The organism is Ancylobacter tetraedralis (assembly GCF_014195655.1).
In the GTDB taxonomy this organism is placed as follows: domain Bacteria; phylum Pseudomonadota; class Alphaproteobacteria; order Rhizobiales; family Xanthobacteraceae; genus Ancylobacter; species Ancylobacter tetraedralis.
This window is the reverse complement of the sequence record NZ_JACICD010000008.1, coordinates 102,711-117,755: the sequence shown is the minus strand read 5'-3', so window position 1 is coordinate 117,755 and position 15,045 is coordinate 102,711. Positions and strand designations below refer to the sequence as shown.

Genomic DNA, 15,045 nt, shown 5'->3' with positions numbered 1-15,045 from the left:
CACCGGATCGGAAAGGGCACTAGGTGATGAGGGACCCGTCCGGCGCGAAGCGGCCGATCGGCCCCTCAGGCCGCGACGTGATGTCGGCAAAGGCCAGCGGCCCCAGCGCGAACATGAAATAGTCGTACGGAGCTTTGCGCTCGTTCGCCAGCAGGAACTGGTAATGCAGGCGAAGCGCGTTGAGGCGGATGCGCGCGTATTTCTCCTCGGAGAGCATCAGCTTGATATTGGCATCGCGCAGCATCGGCGCGCCGTCGGTGTCGACGTCGAAGGCGACGTCGCGCAGCGTGACCGGGTGGTACTCGAAGAAATTGATCACATCGTGCCGCGACTGGAATTCGACCCAGGTCAGGCCGGGCGTGTCCGCCACGCGCCGGGCCTGTCGGCGGACCGTGTCGCCCTTGGCATGGAGGGCGAATTTCGGGATGGTCGCGCCGCAGGTCAGCAGCGCCAGCCGCGCCGGCCCCTCGGCGAGGGTAGGCTCGCGGTCCAGTGCACGGTCGAGCACGCCCAGCATCAGCGTCGCACCAAGGCTATGGCCGACCAGCAGCACCTCGTCATAGCGCTTCGATCGCACGGCTTCGACGAGTTCGTCGGCGAACTGGTCGAGGCGCGCGTTCAGTTCCGGCGTCCTGTCGTGCAGGTAATTGCGCGCCAGGTCCCAGTCGTCGAGCGCCTGGTGCAGGCGCCAGTAGCGCCCGGGCTGCCGGAACAGGCCGAAGAAGACGGCGATGGCGGCCACGATGCCGATGAGCCAGGCGACCGGGGAGGGCACGATCTCCGCGAGAAGATGATCGGCGAACCAGCCCGCCAGCAGTCCACCCGCGGCGAACAGGCCGACCAGCACGAAGGGAAACAGGAAGAAGCCGACATACTGGATGCTGGCCTCGACATAGCGGCTGGTCGCTCCGCCGGCCCAGAAATCAAACAGGCCGCCGAAACCGCCCCACAGACGTACCGGGTCCGGGCGCTCGTCGAGCGCGACGACGATGTCGTCCCAGCGCAGGATCCAGTAATCGACCTCCTCGCGCCAGTTCGGACCGCTGCATTCCACGTTCCATCGGGCGAGATGCTGCTGTTCGTCGTCATGCCGCGCGGACACGGCAACGTGAAAGGACCAGAGTTTGCTGAAACGCGTCGCCTGATTGGCGAACCGGCCGTGATGGTACTCCATGTCGGTCGGGTCGTGGCCGGGGAGAAAAAGCACCAACCGGCGCCCGGCAGCCGGGATTTCCGGCTCCAGCGTTACGTCCACCAATGGCCAGCTCCCGAAACGACTCTGCATGGATACGCCGTGGTTCTAGCGGAACGCCGCCATGCGATCCAACCTTTGTCTCCGCACTCATTGAAGTCTTCGTAAAGTGTTGCCAAATTCCTTCTAGCGGCAGTGCACGGCGGTCGCAGGCGCGTGGCGGGCCCGCGTTGCGCGTCCCGATGCCATTGTGTATGCCGTTGTGTTCCGCTGGCGGCACGGCCATTGCCTCGGCGGCCGTGCAACCGGAGAAGTCCTTGACCCGTCCCTCCACGCCGCTTCTGGACAGGATTCGACAGCCCGCCGATCTGCGGCTGCTGCCGGAGGACCAGCTTCCGCAGCTTGCGGCGGAGCTGCGCGAGGAAACCATTGATGCCGTCTCCGTCACCGGCGGGCATCTGGGCGCGGGCCTCGGCGTGGTCGAGCTGACCGTCGCCCTGCACCATGTTTTCAATACGCCCGACGACCGGCTGATCTGGGACGTCGGCCATCAGTGCTATCCTCACAAGATCCTGACCGGCCGCCGCGAGCGCATCCGCACGCTGCGCCAGGGGGGCGGGCTGTCCGGCTTCACCAACCGCACCGAGAGCGTCTTTGACCCGTTCGGCGCCGGCCATTCCTCAACCTCGATTTCCGCCGGCCTCGGCATGGCCGTGGCGCGCGATTTCGAGGCGGCGAAGGACCCGGCTATCGCGCGGCGCAATGTCGTATGCGTGATCGGCGACGGCGCGATGTCGGCCGGCATGGCCTATGAGGCGATGAACAATGCAGGGGCGATGGATTCCCGCCTCATCGTCATTCTCAACGACAATGACATGTCGATCGCCCCGCCGGTGGGCGCCATGTCGGCCTATCTGGCGCGGCTGATCTCGGGGCGCACCTATCGGTCCCTGCGCGAGACCGCCAAGCAGCTGGCCGGCAGCCTGCCGAAGTTCTTCGGCCGCCAGGCGGCCCGGGCGGAAGAATTCGCGCGCGGCTTCTGGACCGGCGGCACGCTGTTCGAGGAACTGGGCTTCTACTATGTCGGCCCGATCGACGGGCACAATCTCGATCATCTGCTGCCCGTGCTGCGCAATGTGCGCGACACCGATACCGGGCCGATCCTGGTTCATGTCGTCACCCAGAAGGGCAAGGGCTACGCGCCAGCCGAAGCCTCGGCCGACAAGTATCATGGCGTGCAGCGCTTCGATGTCGCCACCGGCGCGCAGACCAAGGCGGTTTCCAACGCCCCTTCCTATACGCGCGTCTTCGCCGACAGCCTGATCGACGAGGCCCGCCGCGACGACCGCATCGTCGCCATCAACGCCGCCATGCCGGCAGGCACCGGGCTCGACCTGTTCGGCCGCGAATTCCCCGCGCGCAGCTTCGATGTCGGGATTGCCGAGCAGCATGCCGTGACCTTCGCGGCGGGGCTGGCGACCGAGGGCTACAAGCCGTTCTGCGCGCTCTATTCCACCTTCCTGCAGCGCGCCTATGACCAGATCGTCCATGACGTGGTGATCCAGAAGCTGCCGGTGCGCTTCGCCATCGACCGCGCCGGTCTGGTCGGCGCGGATGGGGCGACGCATGTCGGCGCCTTCGACGTGCCCATGCTGGCCTGCCTGCCGGGCATGGTGGTGATGGCGCCCGCCGACGAGGCGGAACTGGTGCACATGGTGGCGACCGCCGCCGCCTATGACGAAGGGCCGATCGCCTTCCGCTATCCGCGCGGGGAGGGCGTCGGCGTGGAGCGCCCGGTTCGCGGCATCCCGCTGGAAATCGGACGCGGGCGGGTGGTGCGCGAAGGCTCGAAGATCGCCCTGCTGTCCTTCGGCACGCGGCTCGCGCCCTGTCTCGCGGCGGCGGACCAGCTGGCCGGCTTCGGGCTCTCCACCACGGTGGCCGATGCGCGCTTCGCCAAGCCGATCGACCGCGATCTGGTGCTGCGCCTTGCCCGCGAGCATGAGGTGCTGGTGATCGTCGAGGAGGGCGCCACGGGCGGCTTCGGCAGCCATGTGCTCACCCTGCTGGCGGAAGCCGGCGCACTCGACCGTGGTCTGAAGGTGCGCAGCCTCGCCTTGCCGGACCGTTTTATCGACCACGATGCCCCTGCCGTGCAACTCGGCGAGGCGGGGCTGGATGCGGATGGCATCGTGCGCGGCGTGTTCGCCGCGCTCGGGCGGGCGGAAAACGATGCGCCCGCGCTGCTGCGCGGCTAGCGCGGTGTCGCGCGCCATGGATGGCCGTTCGGGCGGCGGGTCGCGCGGCATCGTCACGGGATGGCCGACATGAGCGAGGGGGAGCCGCCCGGCCCGGCGGGGGCGCGGCGGGCGAGGGCCGACCGCGTGCTGGTCGAGCGTGGCCTGTTCGACAGCCGCGCCCGCGCCCAGGCCGCGATCCAGGCGGGGCTGGTGAGCGTCGGCGGCCGCATCGTCGCCAAGCCGTCCGAAACCATTGCGCCGGATGCCGAGATCGAGGCGCGCGAGGCTTATGAATGGGTGTCGCGGGCCGGCCTCAAGCTGGAGGCCGCGCTGGATGCCGCGGGGCTGGACGTGTCCGGCGCCGAGGCGCTCGATGTCGGGGCCTCCACCGGCGGGTTCAGCGAGGTGCTGCTGGCGCGCGGCGCGCGGCGGGTGCACGCCATCGATGTCGGGCGCGACCAGTTGCATGCCCGGCTGCGCGCCGATCCGCGCGTGGTCTCGCGCGAGGCGACCGACATTCGCGACCTGGCCCCCGGCACGCTGCCGCCGGTCGACATCATCACCATCGATGTCAGCTTCATCTCGCTGGAGCCGGTGCTGCCCGCCGCGCTGGCGCATGCCGGGGCGATGGCGCATCTGGTGGCGCTGGTGAAGCCGCAATTCGAGGTCGGGCGCGACAAGCTCGCCAAGGGCGGCATCGTCAAGGACGCCTCCGCGCGGGCCGGGGCGGCGGACCGGATCGCGGCGCGGATCGGGGCGCTCGGCTGGCGGGTGACGCATCGCCTCGCGTCGCCCATTCTGGGCGGGGACGGCAATGAGGAGTTCCTGCTGGTGGCGACGCGGACGGAATAGGAGCCGCCCGCGCCGATGTTGTCCCGCTTCCCGTCAGGCGGCGCGGCGCGCCGGGCCACGGCTGGCCACGAGCGCCCCGGCGACCTTTTCCGAGACATAGCCGAAAATGGCACCGACGATCATCGAGACGATGATGGTCGGCAGCGGGTTGGCGAGGCTCGCCGCCGTCAGGTTGGCCAGTCCGTCCGTCGCCAGCAGCGCGAAGCCGGCGGTGGCGGCGAAGCCGTAGACCAGGGCCGGAATCGCGGCGAAGGCCGGCAGGTTGGCGAGCAGGATCATCACGAGCACGCCGACGCCGACGCAGATGCCCGCCCAGACCGGCAGGCCGAGGCTCTCACCCAGCCCGCCACGGCTGACGGCGAGCAGCGTGAGCCACGCCATGACGGCGCCGGCGACATTGGCCAGGATGGTGGCCTTCAGTCCGGCCTCCTTGCCTCCGCAGTGGAAGAAGCAGGCCCAGGCGATGAAAGCGGCCCATATCTGCAGGCCGCCGGCGAGTGGTCCGAGGAAAAGCCAGGTGGCGACGCCCCCCAATACCCCGATCGTGATTGCAAGTGCGGAGATTATCGACATATTTCCCCCTTTGCGTGCGCTTCGAGGCTTATTATTATGTGCGCTTGTTAAGTAAATTTGGCTGTCCTTTTGAAAAATAGGAATCAGCCTCGATTAGAATACAGACATTATATGCGAGTTCCATGTTGTTGCGCAGAAGGTGATGGTTGGAAATCGATGAGCACCCCGCCAATACATAATATTTCATGGTTCATGTCAGGATCCCTCCCGCGATGAGTGCCGTGCTGCTCCAGATCGACCATATCGGCCATCGCGGCGACGGGGTCGCCCAGACACCTGACGGTGCGGTCTATGTGCCCCTCACCTTGCCCGGCGAGACGGTGGAGGTGGAGCGCTCGCAGGACCGCGCCCGGCTGATCGCGGTGGCGACGCCGAGCCTCGATCGTATCGCGCCGATCTGCCGCCATGTCGGCGCCTGCGGGGGCTGCTCGCTGCAGCACTGGCGGGCCGCGCCCTATGAGGCGTGGAAGCGGGAGATGGTGGTGGACGCGCTGGCGCGGGCCGGGCTGGAGGCGCCGGTCGCCCCGCTGGTGCCGGCCCACGGCAAGGGCCGGCGCCGTGCGGTATTCCATGCCCGCTCGACCGGGGGCAATCCGCGCCGGGGCGAGGATGTGCTGACCGTGGGGTTCGCCGGCCGGCGCAGCCATGCGATCGTCGCCATCGATACCTGTCCCATCCTCGCGCCCGAACTCGACGGCGCGCTGGCCGCCGCCTGGGCGGTGGCGCAGGCGCTGGTGCCGCTGATGAAGCCGCTCGACCTTCAGGTGACGGCGACGTCGACCGGGCTCGACATGGATGTGCGCGGCTCGGGGCCGCTTCAGCCCCGGATGGTCGCGACGCTGGCGGAGATTGCCGGACGCCATCGCCTCGCCCGCCTCACCCGCCATGGCGAACTGGTGCTGCAGCGCGAGCCGCCCGTGGTGACGATGGGACGCGCCCGTGTCCCGCTGCCGCCGGGTTCCTTCCTGCAGGCGACGGAACTTGGCGAGGAAACGCTGGCGCGGCTGGTCGGTGAGGCCAGCGCGGGGGCGACGCGCATCGCCGATCTGTTTTCGGGTGTGGGCACCTTCGCGCTACGGCTCGCCGAGCGGGCGCGCGTGGCGGCCTATGAATCGTCGGCTCCGGCGGTTGAGGCGCTGCTCAAGGCCACGCGCGGCATCACCGGGCTCAAGCCGGTGACGGCCGAGGTGCGCGACCTGTTCCGCCGGCCGCTGCTGCCCTTGGAGCTGAAGGCGTTCGACGCCGTGGTGTTCGATCCGCCACGGCAGGGTGCGGAGGCGCAGGCGCAGCAACTGGCGGCCAGCAAGGTGCCGCTGGTGGTCGGCGTGTCCTGCGATCCCCAGAGCTTCGCGCGCGACGCGGCGATCCTCGTCCAGGGCGGGTATCGGCTGGAATGCGTCACGCCGGTCGACCAGTTCCTCTATTCGGCCCATGTGGAACTGGTCGGCGTGTTCCGGCGCTGAGCGGCTTCAGTTGCCCCAGCGCTCCATCCACATGCGCTCGCCGACGGTGCAGGAAATGCGCGGCGCATCCGCGGCGTGGTGCACGAACTGGCGCTGCGGCGGCACCACGCCGGCGATCTCCAGTACCAGCTTGGTCTTGATCGCGTCGGCGAATTCATGCTTGCCCTGCACGGGAATGACAAAGGCGCCCGGGCCGCCGATCACGCAGTCTTCGTAATAGATATCGAGCTGGCCGATATCGAGCATCGAGCCGGCGGGTTCCTTCAGCATCAGCGGCAGGCCATTGATGGTGATGCCGCGTGCCACCACCTCGTCGCGGGCGGCTTCCACCAGCGGCCCCTGATTGTTGGTGCCATCGCCCGAGATGTCGATCACGCGGCGCAGGCCCTTGATCGCGTTGTGTTCGATCAGGTCGGCGCCATATTCCATCGCGCCGGAAATGGAGGTGCGGTAGACGCGCCGCAGCGGGGCGTCGCGGATCGCCGCGGCGAAGCGCTGCGCGTCGGCCGGGCCGGCGATGAAGGTCCAGTCCACCACCAGCTTTTGCTCCTCGACCCCGGCCCATTCCACATAGGCGATGGCCACGCGGCCATGGGGGCCGAGCTTGAGCGCGTTGAGAAATTCGGGGGAGGTGACGGCGGCGACATAGCCCTCGCGCTGGAGCGCCAGTTCGTCGAGGTCCATCGAGTAGGAAACGTCGACGGCCAGCACGAGTTCGACATCCACCGGATCGTCGGCTTGCACCGGGGTGACGGCGGCTACGGCCAAACACAGCAGGGTCAGCAGACGCACGGCGCGTATCGCCGCGGTTGCGGAAAGCGACGGCACGGCACGGCACACACGCATGCACGACATCGCGACCTCCGTCGGTGACGGGACCTCGACGTGTCAAAGACGCGTCCCATGAATGGTGACACGCCCCTTCGGTGGCCAGAAGTTGAAATTGCGGGCAGCGGGCGCCGCGCGATGCCGTTCGCGTGAGCGCCCGTTACCCCGGTACGGCGTCAGACGTCCAGCGTCTCGGTGCCGAGGATCTCGATTCCAAAGCCGGCAACGCCGACATAGGTGCGGGCGCGCGAGGCGAGGAGGCGAATCGAGGAAATGCCGAGATCGCGCAGAATCTGGGCGCCGAGGCCAATCTCCCGCCAGTTCTCGTCGCGCAGCCGGGAGCTTTCCTGCTTCTCGTCGCTGCCGATTGTGTTGACCGGCACGCCGGTGGTGCCGTCGCGCAGATAGACCAGCACGCCGCGCCCCTCGGCCTTGATGCGCTCCAGCGAGGCGCGGATCGCCTTGCCGCCGGTGAACACGTCGCCGATCGGGTCGGCGCGGTGCAGGCGCACCAGCACGTCGCGCCCGTCGCCGATCTTGCCGTGCACGAGCGCGATATGATTCACCGGCTCGAACGGCGTGACATAGGAGATAGCGTGCATGTCGCCGACCGCGGTGGGCGCGGTGAACTCGGCGGTGCGCGTCACCAGCTTCTCGCGCAGCTGGCGATAGGCGATGAGGTCGGCCACCGAAATACGGGTCAGCTTGTGCTGGGCGGCGAAGTCGGCAACCTTCGGTCCGCGCATCACCGTGCCGTCATCATTCACGAGCTCGCAGATGACGCCGACCGGCTCCAGATCGGCCAGCTTGCACAGGTCGACCGCCGCCTCGGTATGGCCCGAGCGCATCAGCACCCCGCCCTCGCGCGCGATCAGCGGGAAGATGTGGCCGGGGCGGACGAAATCGGCGGCGCCGGCATTGGGGTTGGCGAGGCCGCGCACCGTGGCGGTGCGGTCCTCGGCGGAAATGCCGGTCGTGGTGCCGTGCTTGTAATCGACGGAGATGGTGAAGGCGGTCGAATGCGGCGCGTCATTGTCCGTGACCATCGGGCTGAGGCGCAGCCGCTTGGCGTATTCCGCCGGCAGCGGCGTGCAGACGATGCCGGACGTGTGGCGGACGATGAAGGCGAGCTTTTCCGCCGTGGCGAACTGGGCGGCGACGATGATGTCGCCCTCGTTCTCGCGGTCGTCGTCATCGGTGACGACCAGCATCTCGCCCCGCGCAAAGGCCTCGATCGCCGCTTCCACGCGGGCTTGCAGATTGTCGCTCATCAATGCCACCTCGACGCTATCAATTCCGAGAAAGTCGTTCGGCGTCACCGCCCCGCTTGTTGCGGCGGCGATGCGCGCGCCCGCTTCCCGGGAGACCCAGGCCTGCTGGTCGTTGCACAATGCGGTGATGCTGGCCGGCGACAGGCCGGCGGCGCGCGCGAAGGCGCTGCGCGTCGTGCCGGTGAGGGTCAACCAATCCGCAAGCTTCATGCGCAGCAGTATAGGATCGGCATTTTTCAGCTGCAATAAAAGATTATTGCATTTTCAGCGATACTGAAATGACATTTCCGCCCGTATCGGAAGCCGCCGCCGGCCTGCACCGGCGGCGGATGGGCCTGTCAGGCCGAGCGTTGCGGCGACTGGTGGTCGGCATGGAAGGCGGCGCGCGCCAGCGCGACCAACTCGTTGTCGGTGGGGTGATCCACCGTTTTGACGGCGGCGATCAGCGCCTTCAGCTTTGGGTCGTGATGCTCGACATGCTTGACGAACAGGTCCTTTTCGCCACCCGGGCCAGTCACGAGAACGGCCTTCGCATCGGCGATGGCGGTGGCGACGTGATGGAAGAAGGCCTGGTCCTCCGCCGAGCGGCCATCGCCCACGGCGTTCGCCTTGTGGTGAACGTGCTTCACCGGGTGCTCGGGATGGATCACCACACGTTCGGCGCTGGTGCTGTCGAAATGGAAGATCCGGGCTTCGTGGTGGTCGATCCAGATAACGGCATGATACGGGCTGGTCATGGCAAAGCCTCATGGTCGAACGCTAAGGGGGCGGCCGCTCGGGCCGAGCCGCCAGTTCCCCCCTGCGTGCACCCTATATGGGGTGGCGCACGCCGATCTTGCCGCTGCGCACGCCTTCAGCGCGGAAATGTCGTCAGCGTGGAAACGGCCAGACCGGCGGCGTGCCGACCTGCCCGCGATGGCGCAGCAGATGATCCGCCAGCACGCAGGCCACCATCGCCTCGCCCACCGGCACGGCCCGGATGCCCACGCACGGGTCGTGGCGGCCCTTGGTGACGATGTCGGCATCCTCGCCATGGCGCGTCACCGTGTGGCGCGGGGTGAGGATGGAGGAGGTGGGCTTCACCGCGAAGCGCACCACCACCGGCTGGCCGGTGGAAATGCCGCCGAGAATGCCGCCAGCATGGTTGGCGAGGAAGACCGGCCGGCCGTCATTGCCCATGCGCATCTCGTCGGCATTGGCCTCGCCGGTGAGGGCGGCGCTGGCGAAGCCTTCGCCGATTTCGACGCCCTTCACCGCGTTGATGCTCATCAGCGCGCTTGCGAGATCCGCGTCGAGCTTGCCATAGAGCGGGGCGCCGAGGCCCGACGGCACGCCTTCGGCCACCACCTCGATCACCGCGCCGACCGAGGAGCCGGCCTTGCGGATGCCGTCGAGATAGGCCTCCATGCGCGTAGCCGCCGCCGCATCCGGGCAGAAGAACGGGTTGCGGCCGATCTCGGCGCTGTCCCAGTTGGCGCGGTCGATGACGATGTCGCCCATCTGCACCAGCGCCCCGGTCAGGGTGACGCCCTCCAGCACCTTGGCCGCGATGGCGCCGGCGGCGACGCGCACCGCCGTCTCGCGCGCCGAGGAGCGCCCGCCGCCGCGATGGTCGCGCAGGCCGTATTTCGCGTCATAGGCATAATCGGCATGGCCGGGGCGGTAGCTCTCGGAAATCGCCGCATAGTCCTTCGAGCGCTGGTCGACATTCTCGATGAGCAGGGCGATCGGCGTGCCGGTCGTGGTCAGCATGCCGTCCGCCTCCGCGAGGACGCCGGAGAGGATCTTCACCTCGTCGGGCTCGCGACGCTGGGTGGTGAACCGCGATTGGCCCGGGCGCCGCTTGTCGAGCGCCGCCTGGATCTCCTCCAGCCGAAAGCGGATGCCGGGCGGGCAGCCGTCGACGACGCCGCCGATCGCCGGGCCGTGGCTCTCGCCGAACGTGGTCACGCGGAACAGATGGCCGAAGGTGTTGAAGGACATGGGGGCGATCCGGGGATGAAGCCGTCGGCCGCGCGGCGGGCCGGCGGCGTGGCGCGTGTTCCCGGCGCTTCTAGGCGTCCGCGCGGCAGGCGTCAAACCTGTGGGGCGCCTGATGCTGCGACGGAAAATGGCCGGAGCGCATAGCGATTGGCGGTATCCGTGGTACATAATGCCGACACGAGGTTGCCAACCCAAACCCTATGCCCCTGTTTGAAATCGCCATCGTCATCCTGCTCGTCCTGATCAACGGCGTTCTCGCCATGGCCGAGCTTTCCGTCGTTTCCGCCCGCCCGGCGCGCCTGCGCGCCATGGCCGACAACGGCTCGGCCGGCGCGCGCATCGCGCTTTCGCTGGCGGGCGACCCCGGCCGCTTCCTCTCCACCGTTCAAATCGGCATCACGCTGATCGGCATTCTGGCCGGCGCCTTTTCCGGTGCCACGCTTGGCGACATGCTGGGCGAATGGCTGCGCGAGCAGGGCATGGCGCCCGGCCTTGCCGGTGGATTGGGCTATTCGCTGGTCGTCGCGGCCATCACCTATGTCTCGCTCATCATCGGCGAACTCATCCCCAAGCGGCTGGCGCTGCAGAGCCCGGAAAAGCTGGCGAGCTTCATCGCGCCGGCCATGATGCTGCTCTCGCGCATCTCGCTTCCGGCGGTCTGGCTGCTCGATATTTCCTCCCGCGTGGTGCTGCGCCTGCTGGGCGAAAGCGGCAAGCGCGACGAGAGCAATGTCACCGACGAGGAAATCCGCGCCATCGTCGCCGAGGCCGAGACCGCCGGTGTGATCGACCCCGACGAGCGGCGGATGATCGCCGGCGTCATGCGCCTCGCCGACCGTCCGGTGCGGGCGGTGATGACGCCGCGCACCGATATCGACTGGATCGACCTTTCCGAGGATCCCGAGGCGGTGCGCCAGACGATCCGCGAAACCCGCCACACCCGCATGCCGGCCTGCGAGGGCACGGTGGAGGAGGCGGTCGGCGTCATCGACATTCGCGACCTGCTCGAAGCCTATCTCAACGGCAAGACGCCGGACCCGCGCCAGTTCGTCAAGCCGGCCGCCGTGCTGGTGGAGACCGCCGGCGCGCTCATCGCCATGAAGGTGCTGCGCCACGCGGAATCGCCGCTGGCGCTGGTGGTGGACGAATATGGCTCGATGGTCGGCATTCTCACCCCCGCCGACCTGCTGGACGCCATTGCCGGCTCGGTGGTGCTGGATGAGGCCGGCCAGGTGAAGCCGGATGTGGTGGAGCGCGCCGATGGCAGCTTCCTCATCGCCGGCTCGACGCCCATCGACGAACTGGCCGACGTGCTCGGCATCCGCATTCCGCAGGATGCCGGCTTCCATACGGCGGCCGGCTATGTGCTGCACGAGCTCAAGGCGCTGCCGCAGGAAGGCGTCGCGTTCGAGGCGATGGGCTGGCGCTTCGAGGTCGTCGACATGGACGGGCGGCGCGTCGACAAGATCCTGGTCAGCCGCGCCGTGGTGCCGCGCCGGCGGGCGCCGATCATGGGGTAGGACGTTGGGCGCGCTCGGCTTCGGCCACGCGCCCGATGCCGTCGTGAAACGAGAAACGGGGCCGCCGGGGTGAAAAAGCTCACCCCGGCGGCCCCGTTTCGATTCGGGCGCGTCTCCTCGGCAGGAGCGCGCAGCCGGTCAGCGCAGGTTGCGCTCCAGACCGCTCGCCATGGAACTCGTCGGGCTGAGCGGCGCACCGCCATATCGCGTGCCAAGACCCGCGACGACGGTGACGATGGCCACCGCCAGCGCGGCGGCGATAAGGCCGTATTCGAGGCCGGTGCCGTGCGGGCGACGGGCTACCGCCCCGCGCCGCCGGCGCACCACATCGCCTCCCGCCAGTTCCCTGTCCGCCAACTCTCTCATGGGCGTACTCTTCTTGCGTTTGACTGCATCCACATCTGTCTCGGGACAGCTTTTATTGTGGAGGCACCTTGAGCCCGAGATGTTGATCGGGCGTTAAAACGCTCCCGCCGGGCCGGTGCCCATCGGCAAGACTGGGTCCGTGGTTAATGTTTTGCAGTCGGAGGTGGTGTCCGGACACTCCAAGGAAGGCGAGGCCCGGCGGCCGGCTAGCCGCTTTTCAGCTGCCGCGCGGCTTGGCGCGCCGGGTCGGCTCGGCGGCCGCCGGATCTTCCGGCCAGGGGTGCCGGGGGTAGCGCCCGCGCATGTCGGCGCGTACGTCGCGCCAGGAGCCGCTCCAGAAGGCCGGCAGGTTGCGCGTCAACTGGATCGGCCGGTGGGCCGGCGAGAGCAGGGCGAGGGTGAGCGGCACACGCCCGCCGGCAATGGCGGGGTGCGTCGTGAGGCCGAACAGTTCCTGCACCCGCACGGCCAGCGTGGGTCCGCCTTCGCTGGCGTAGTCGATGGGCAGGCGCGAGCCGGTCGGCACCTCGAAATGGGTCGGCGCGTCCTCCTCCAGCCGGCGGGCCAGCTCCCAGGGCAGCAGCCCGGCAAGTGCGCGGCCCAGCCGGTCGGCATCGATCTGGCCCAGCGCGGTCAGTCCTTCCAGCGCGGGCGCCAGCCAGGCCTCGACCGTGGCCGTGAGTGTGCCCGCCGACAGGTCCGGCCAGATACCGGGCGCGCTGGCGTGCAGGAATCGGACGCGGTCCAGCAACTGGCGCTGGGGATCCGACCAGGGCAGGCGCTCCAGCCCGCGCGCCGCCGCCGCGTCCGCCAGCGCGCGTGCCGCCTCCGGCCCGACGGTCACCGGGGCGGTGCGCTCGGCCAGCACCAGCGAGCCGAGCCGACGCACCCGGCGGGCGCGCAGGGCGCCGGAGGCGGCATCGAAGCCGGTCTCCGTGCCCTCGGTGATCGCCATGCCGAATTCCGCTTCGAGTTCGGCCTCATCCAGTTCCGCCGCCAGCAGGATGCGCGCCTCGTCCGCCGTTCCGGTCAGTTCGGCGACGCTGAGAAACCGGGCGCGGGCGAGCGGGGACGTGGGGTCGAGCCGGGCGCCGCGCCCATTCGCCAGCACGAAGCGACTGCCATCGCCACGGCCGCGCGCGAGCCGGTCGGGAAAGGCGAGGGCGAGCAGCACGGCGGGGGAGGGCATGTCCGCCCCGGCCCGGCCCGGCAGGCGTCCGGCGGCGCGCTCGCCCTCCTCGGCCCAACGCCCGGCGAGGCGGCGGGCCTCGTCGGCGCGGCGCGAGCGGTCGCGGCGCAGATCGTCGAGGCGGTGGAGGAGATCCGGCGCATCGCCCCCCAACCCGCGCTCGGAGACGATGGCGGCGATGAGCGCAGCCACCTCGCCCGCGCCGCGCCGCGCGCCGTCGATCACCATGCGGGCGAGGCGCGGCTCCAGCGGCAGCCGGCCCATGGCGCGGCCCCGCTCGCTCACCTGCCCATCCGTATCCAGCGCGCCCAGCGCAACCAGCAGGGCCTTCGCCTCGCTAACCGCCGCCGCGGGCGGGGGATCGAGGAAGGAAAGCGTCGCGGGGTCTCGCACGCCCCACATGGCGAGGTCGAGCATGAGGCGCGAGAGATCGGCGGCGAGGATTTCCGGCGTCGCGAAGGCGGGCAGGCTCGCCGTTTCCGGCTCGCTCCACAACCGCCAGCAGAGGCCGGGTTCCGTGCGGCCGGCGCGGCCGCGACGCTGGTCGGCACCGGCGCGCGAGACGCGCACCGTCTCCAGCCGCGTCAGCCCGACATCCGGCTCGAAGCGCGGCACGCGGGCGAGCCCGCTATCGACCACCAGCCGCACCCCCTCGATGGTCAGGCTGGTCTCGGCGATGGAGGTGGCGAGCACCACCTTGCGCCGGCCGGGCGCGGCGGGGGCGATGGCGCGGTCCTGCTCGGCGGGGGGAAGAGCGCCATAGAGCGGAGCGATATCGACGGCGGGATCGCGCACGCCCTCGCGCAGCGCCCGCTCGGTGCGGCGGATTTCGGCGGCGCCGGGCAGGAAGGCGAGGATGGAGCCCGGCGCGGCGGCGAGCGCGCGCTGGATCGCCCCCGCCATCTGCCGCTCGATCGGCTCGCGCGGATCACGGCCGAGATAACGCGTCTCGACCGGATAGGCGCGTCCCAGGCTCTCGATCACCGGCGCGCCGTTGAGCAGCGCGGCGACGCGGGCGCCATCGAGCGTGGCCGACATCACGAGGAGGCGCAGGTCCTCGCGCAGCGCCGACTGGCAATCGAGAGCGAGGGCAAGGCCGAGATCGGCGTCCAGGCTGCGCTCGTGGAACTCGTCGAACAGCACGCCCGCCACATCGGACAGTTCGGGGTCGTCGAGCATCATCCGCGTGAAAATGCCCTCGGTGATCACCTCGATGCGGGTGTGGCGCCCGATTTTCGAACCGAAGCGGGCGCGGTAGCCCACGCGCTCGCCCGCCTTTTCGCCGAGACTCAGGGCCATGCGCTCGGCCGCCGCCCGCGCGGCGATGCGGCGCGGCTCCAGCACGAGGATCTTGCGCCCCGCCACCCACGGCTCCTCCAGCAGCGCCAGCGGCACCCGCGTCGTCTTGCCCGCCCCGGGCGGGGCGACGAGGACAGCGGACGAGCCCGCGCGCAGCGCGGCGGTGAGCGCCGGCAGGGCGTCGTCAATGGGGAGGGAGGAAGGGGAAGGGGCGGACATGGCGACGGGATAGCCCGCCCGCCTGACCATGGCCAGCCCTCGCCGCCGGT

12 protein-coding genes are annotated in these 15,045 nt (G+C 69.5%); 4 read left to right on the top strand and 8 right to left on the bottom strand.

What is annotated here, in order from left to right:
* Positions 1 to 19: 19 nt before the first annotated feature.
* The gene (locus FHS55_RS18730) at positions 20 to 1,255 is read right to left on the bottom strand and encodes a hypothetical protein (protein ID WP_343056275.1); all 1,236 of its coding nucleotides are present in this window, start codon (positions 1,253 to 1,255) and stop codon (positions 20 to 22) included.
* 254 nt (positions 1,256 to 1,509) lie between these two features.
* Between FHS55_RS18730 and dxs the strand changes: the two genes are divergently transcribed.
* Together dxs and FHS55_RS18720 are read left to right on the top strand one after the other, a co-directional pair.
* Positions 1,510 to 3,450 (top strand): 1-deoxy-D-xylulose-5-phosphate synthase, encoded by a 1,941-nt coding sequence (dxs, locus tag FHS55_RS18725; protein WP_183191313.1) that lies wholly within the window; start codon positions 1,510 to 1,512, stop codon positions 3,448 to 3,450.
* 69 nt (positions 3,451 to 3,519) lie between these two features.
* Positions 3,520 to 4,284 (top strand): TlyA family RNA methyltransferase, encoded by a 765-nt coding sequence (locus tag FHS55_RS18720; protein ID WP_183191312.1) that lies wholly within the window; start codon positions 3,520 to 3,522, stop codon positions 4,282 to 4,284.
* 33 nt (positions 4,285 to 4,317) lie between these two features.
* Here the strand turns inward: FHS55_RS18720 and FHS55_RS18715 are convergent, their stop codons facing one another.
* The gene (locus tag FHS55_RS18715; protein WP_183191311.1) at positions 4,318 to 4,857 is read right to left on the bottom strand and encodes a DUF1097 domain-containing protein; all 540 of its coding nucleotides are present in this window, start codon (positions 4,855 to 4,857) and stop codon (positions 4,318 to 4,320) included.
* Positions 4,858 to 5,069: 212 nt separating this feature from the next.
* Between FHS55_RS18715 and FHS55_RS18710 the strand changes: the two genes are divergently transcribed.
* Entirely contained in the window at positions 5,070 to 6,320 is a 1,251-nt protein-coding gene (locus FHS55_RS18710; RefSeq protein ID WP_246340275.1) for a class I SAM-dependent RNA methyltransferase, read from the top strand.
* A gap of 6 nt (positions 6,321 to 6,326) precedes the next feature.
* Here the strand turns inward: FHS55_RS18710 and FHS55_RS18705 are convergent, their stop codons facing one another.
* The 4 genes from FHS55_RS18705 to aroC all read right to left on the bottom strand — a co-directional run bounded on the left by FHS55_RS18705 (position 6,327) and on the right by aroC (position 10,402).
* Complete coding sequence (locus FHS55_RS18705; RefSeq protein ID WP_183191384.1) at positions 6,327 to 7,166, bottom strand: DUF1194 domain-containing protein; 840 nt, start codon at positions 7,164 to 7,166, stop codon at positions 6,327 to 6,329.
* A 158-nt stretch (positions 7,167 to 7,324) separates the two neighbouring features.
* Entirely contained in the window at positions 7,325 to 8,629 is a 1,305-nt protein-coding gene (ribB, locus tag FHS55_RS18700; protein ID WP_183191309.1) for a 3,4-dihydroxy-2-butanone-4-phosphate synthase, read from the bottom strand.
* Between the two features lie 128 nt (positions 8,630 to 8,757).
* On the bottom strand, positions 8,758 to 9,156 hold the full coding sequence (locus tag FHS55_RS18695) for a translational machinery protein (RefSeq protein ID WP_183191308.1): 399 nt from the start codon (positions 9,154 to 9,156) through the stop codon (positions 8,758 to 8,760).
* 133 nt (positions 9,157 to 9,289) lie between these two features.
* Complete coding sequence (gene aroC, locus FHS55_RS18690) at positions 9,290 to 10,402, bottom strand: chorismate synthase (RefSeq protein WP_183191307.1); 1,113 nt, start codon at positions 10,400 to 10,402, stop codon at positions 9,290 to 9,292.
* A 200-nt stretch (positions 10,403 to 10,602) separates the two neighbouring features.
* Here aroC and FHS55_RS18685 point away from each other — a divergent pair, with 200 nt between their 5' ends.
* Positions 10,603 to 11,922 (top strand): hemolysin family protein, encoded by a 1,320-nt coding sequence (locus tag FHS55_RS18685; RefSeq protein ID WP_183191306.1) that lies wholly within the window; start codon positions 10,603 to 10,605, stop codon positions 11,920 to 11,922.
* Between the two features lie 138 nt (positions 11,923 to 12,060).
* Here the strand turns inward: FHS55_RS18685 and FHS55_RS18680 are convergent, their stop codons facing one another.
* A complete protein-coding gene (locus FHS55_RS18680; RefSeq protein WP_183191305.1) occupies positions 12,061 to 12,288 on the bottom strand; it encodes a hypothetical protein in 228 nt (75 codons plus the stop codon).
* Between the two features lie 217 nt (positions 12,289 to 12,505).
* A complete protein-coding gene (gene hrpB / locus FHS55_RS18675; protein ID WP_246340273.1) occupies positions 12,506 to 15,025 on the bottom strand; it encodes an ATP-dependent helicase HrpB in 2,520 nt (839 codons plus the stop codon).
* Positions 15,026 to 15,045: the final 20 nt, after the last annotated feature.

Coding starts and splice junctions, on each gene's coding strand:
- FHS55_RS18720 (WP_183191312.1), top strand. CDS start 3,520: ATGAGCGAGGGGGAGCCGCCCGGCCCGGCGGGGGCGCGGCGGGCGAGG.
- FHS55_RS18715 (WP_183191311.1), bottom strand. CDS start 4,857: ATGTCGATAATCTCCGCACTTGCAATCACGATCGGGGTATTGGGGGGC.
- FHS55_RS18710 (WP_246340275.1), top strand. CDS start 5,070: ATGAGTGCCGTGCTGCTCCAGATCGACCATATCGGCCATCGCGGCGAC.
- FHS55_RS18705 (WP_183191384.1), bottom strand. CDS start 7,166: ATGCGTGTGTGCCGTGCCGTGCCGTCGCTTTCCGCAACCGCGGCGATA.
- ribB (WP_183191309.1), bottom strand. CDS start 8,629: ATGAAGCTTGCGGATTGGTTGACCCTCACCGGCACGACGCGCAGCGCC.
- FHS55_RS18695 (WP_183191308.1), bottom strand. CDS start 9,156: ATGACCAGCCCGTATCATGCCGTTATCTGGATCGACCACCACGAAGCC.
- aroC (WP_183191307.1), bottom strand. CDS start 10,402: ATGTCCTTCAACACCTTCGGCCATCTGTTCCGCGTGACCACGTTCGGC.
- FHS55_RS18685 (WP_183191306.1), top strand. CDS start 10,603: ATGCCCCTGTTTGAAATCGCCATCGTCATCCTGCTCGTCCTGATCAAC.
- FHS55_RS18680 (WP_183191305.1), bottom strand. CDS start 12,288: ATGAGAGAGTTGGCGGACAGGGAACTGGCGGGAGGCGATGTGGTGCGC.
- hrpB (WP_246340273.1), bottom strand. CDS start 15,025: ATGGTCAGGCGGGCGGGCTATCCCGTCGCCATGTCCGCCCCTTCCCCT.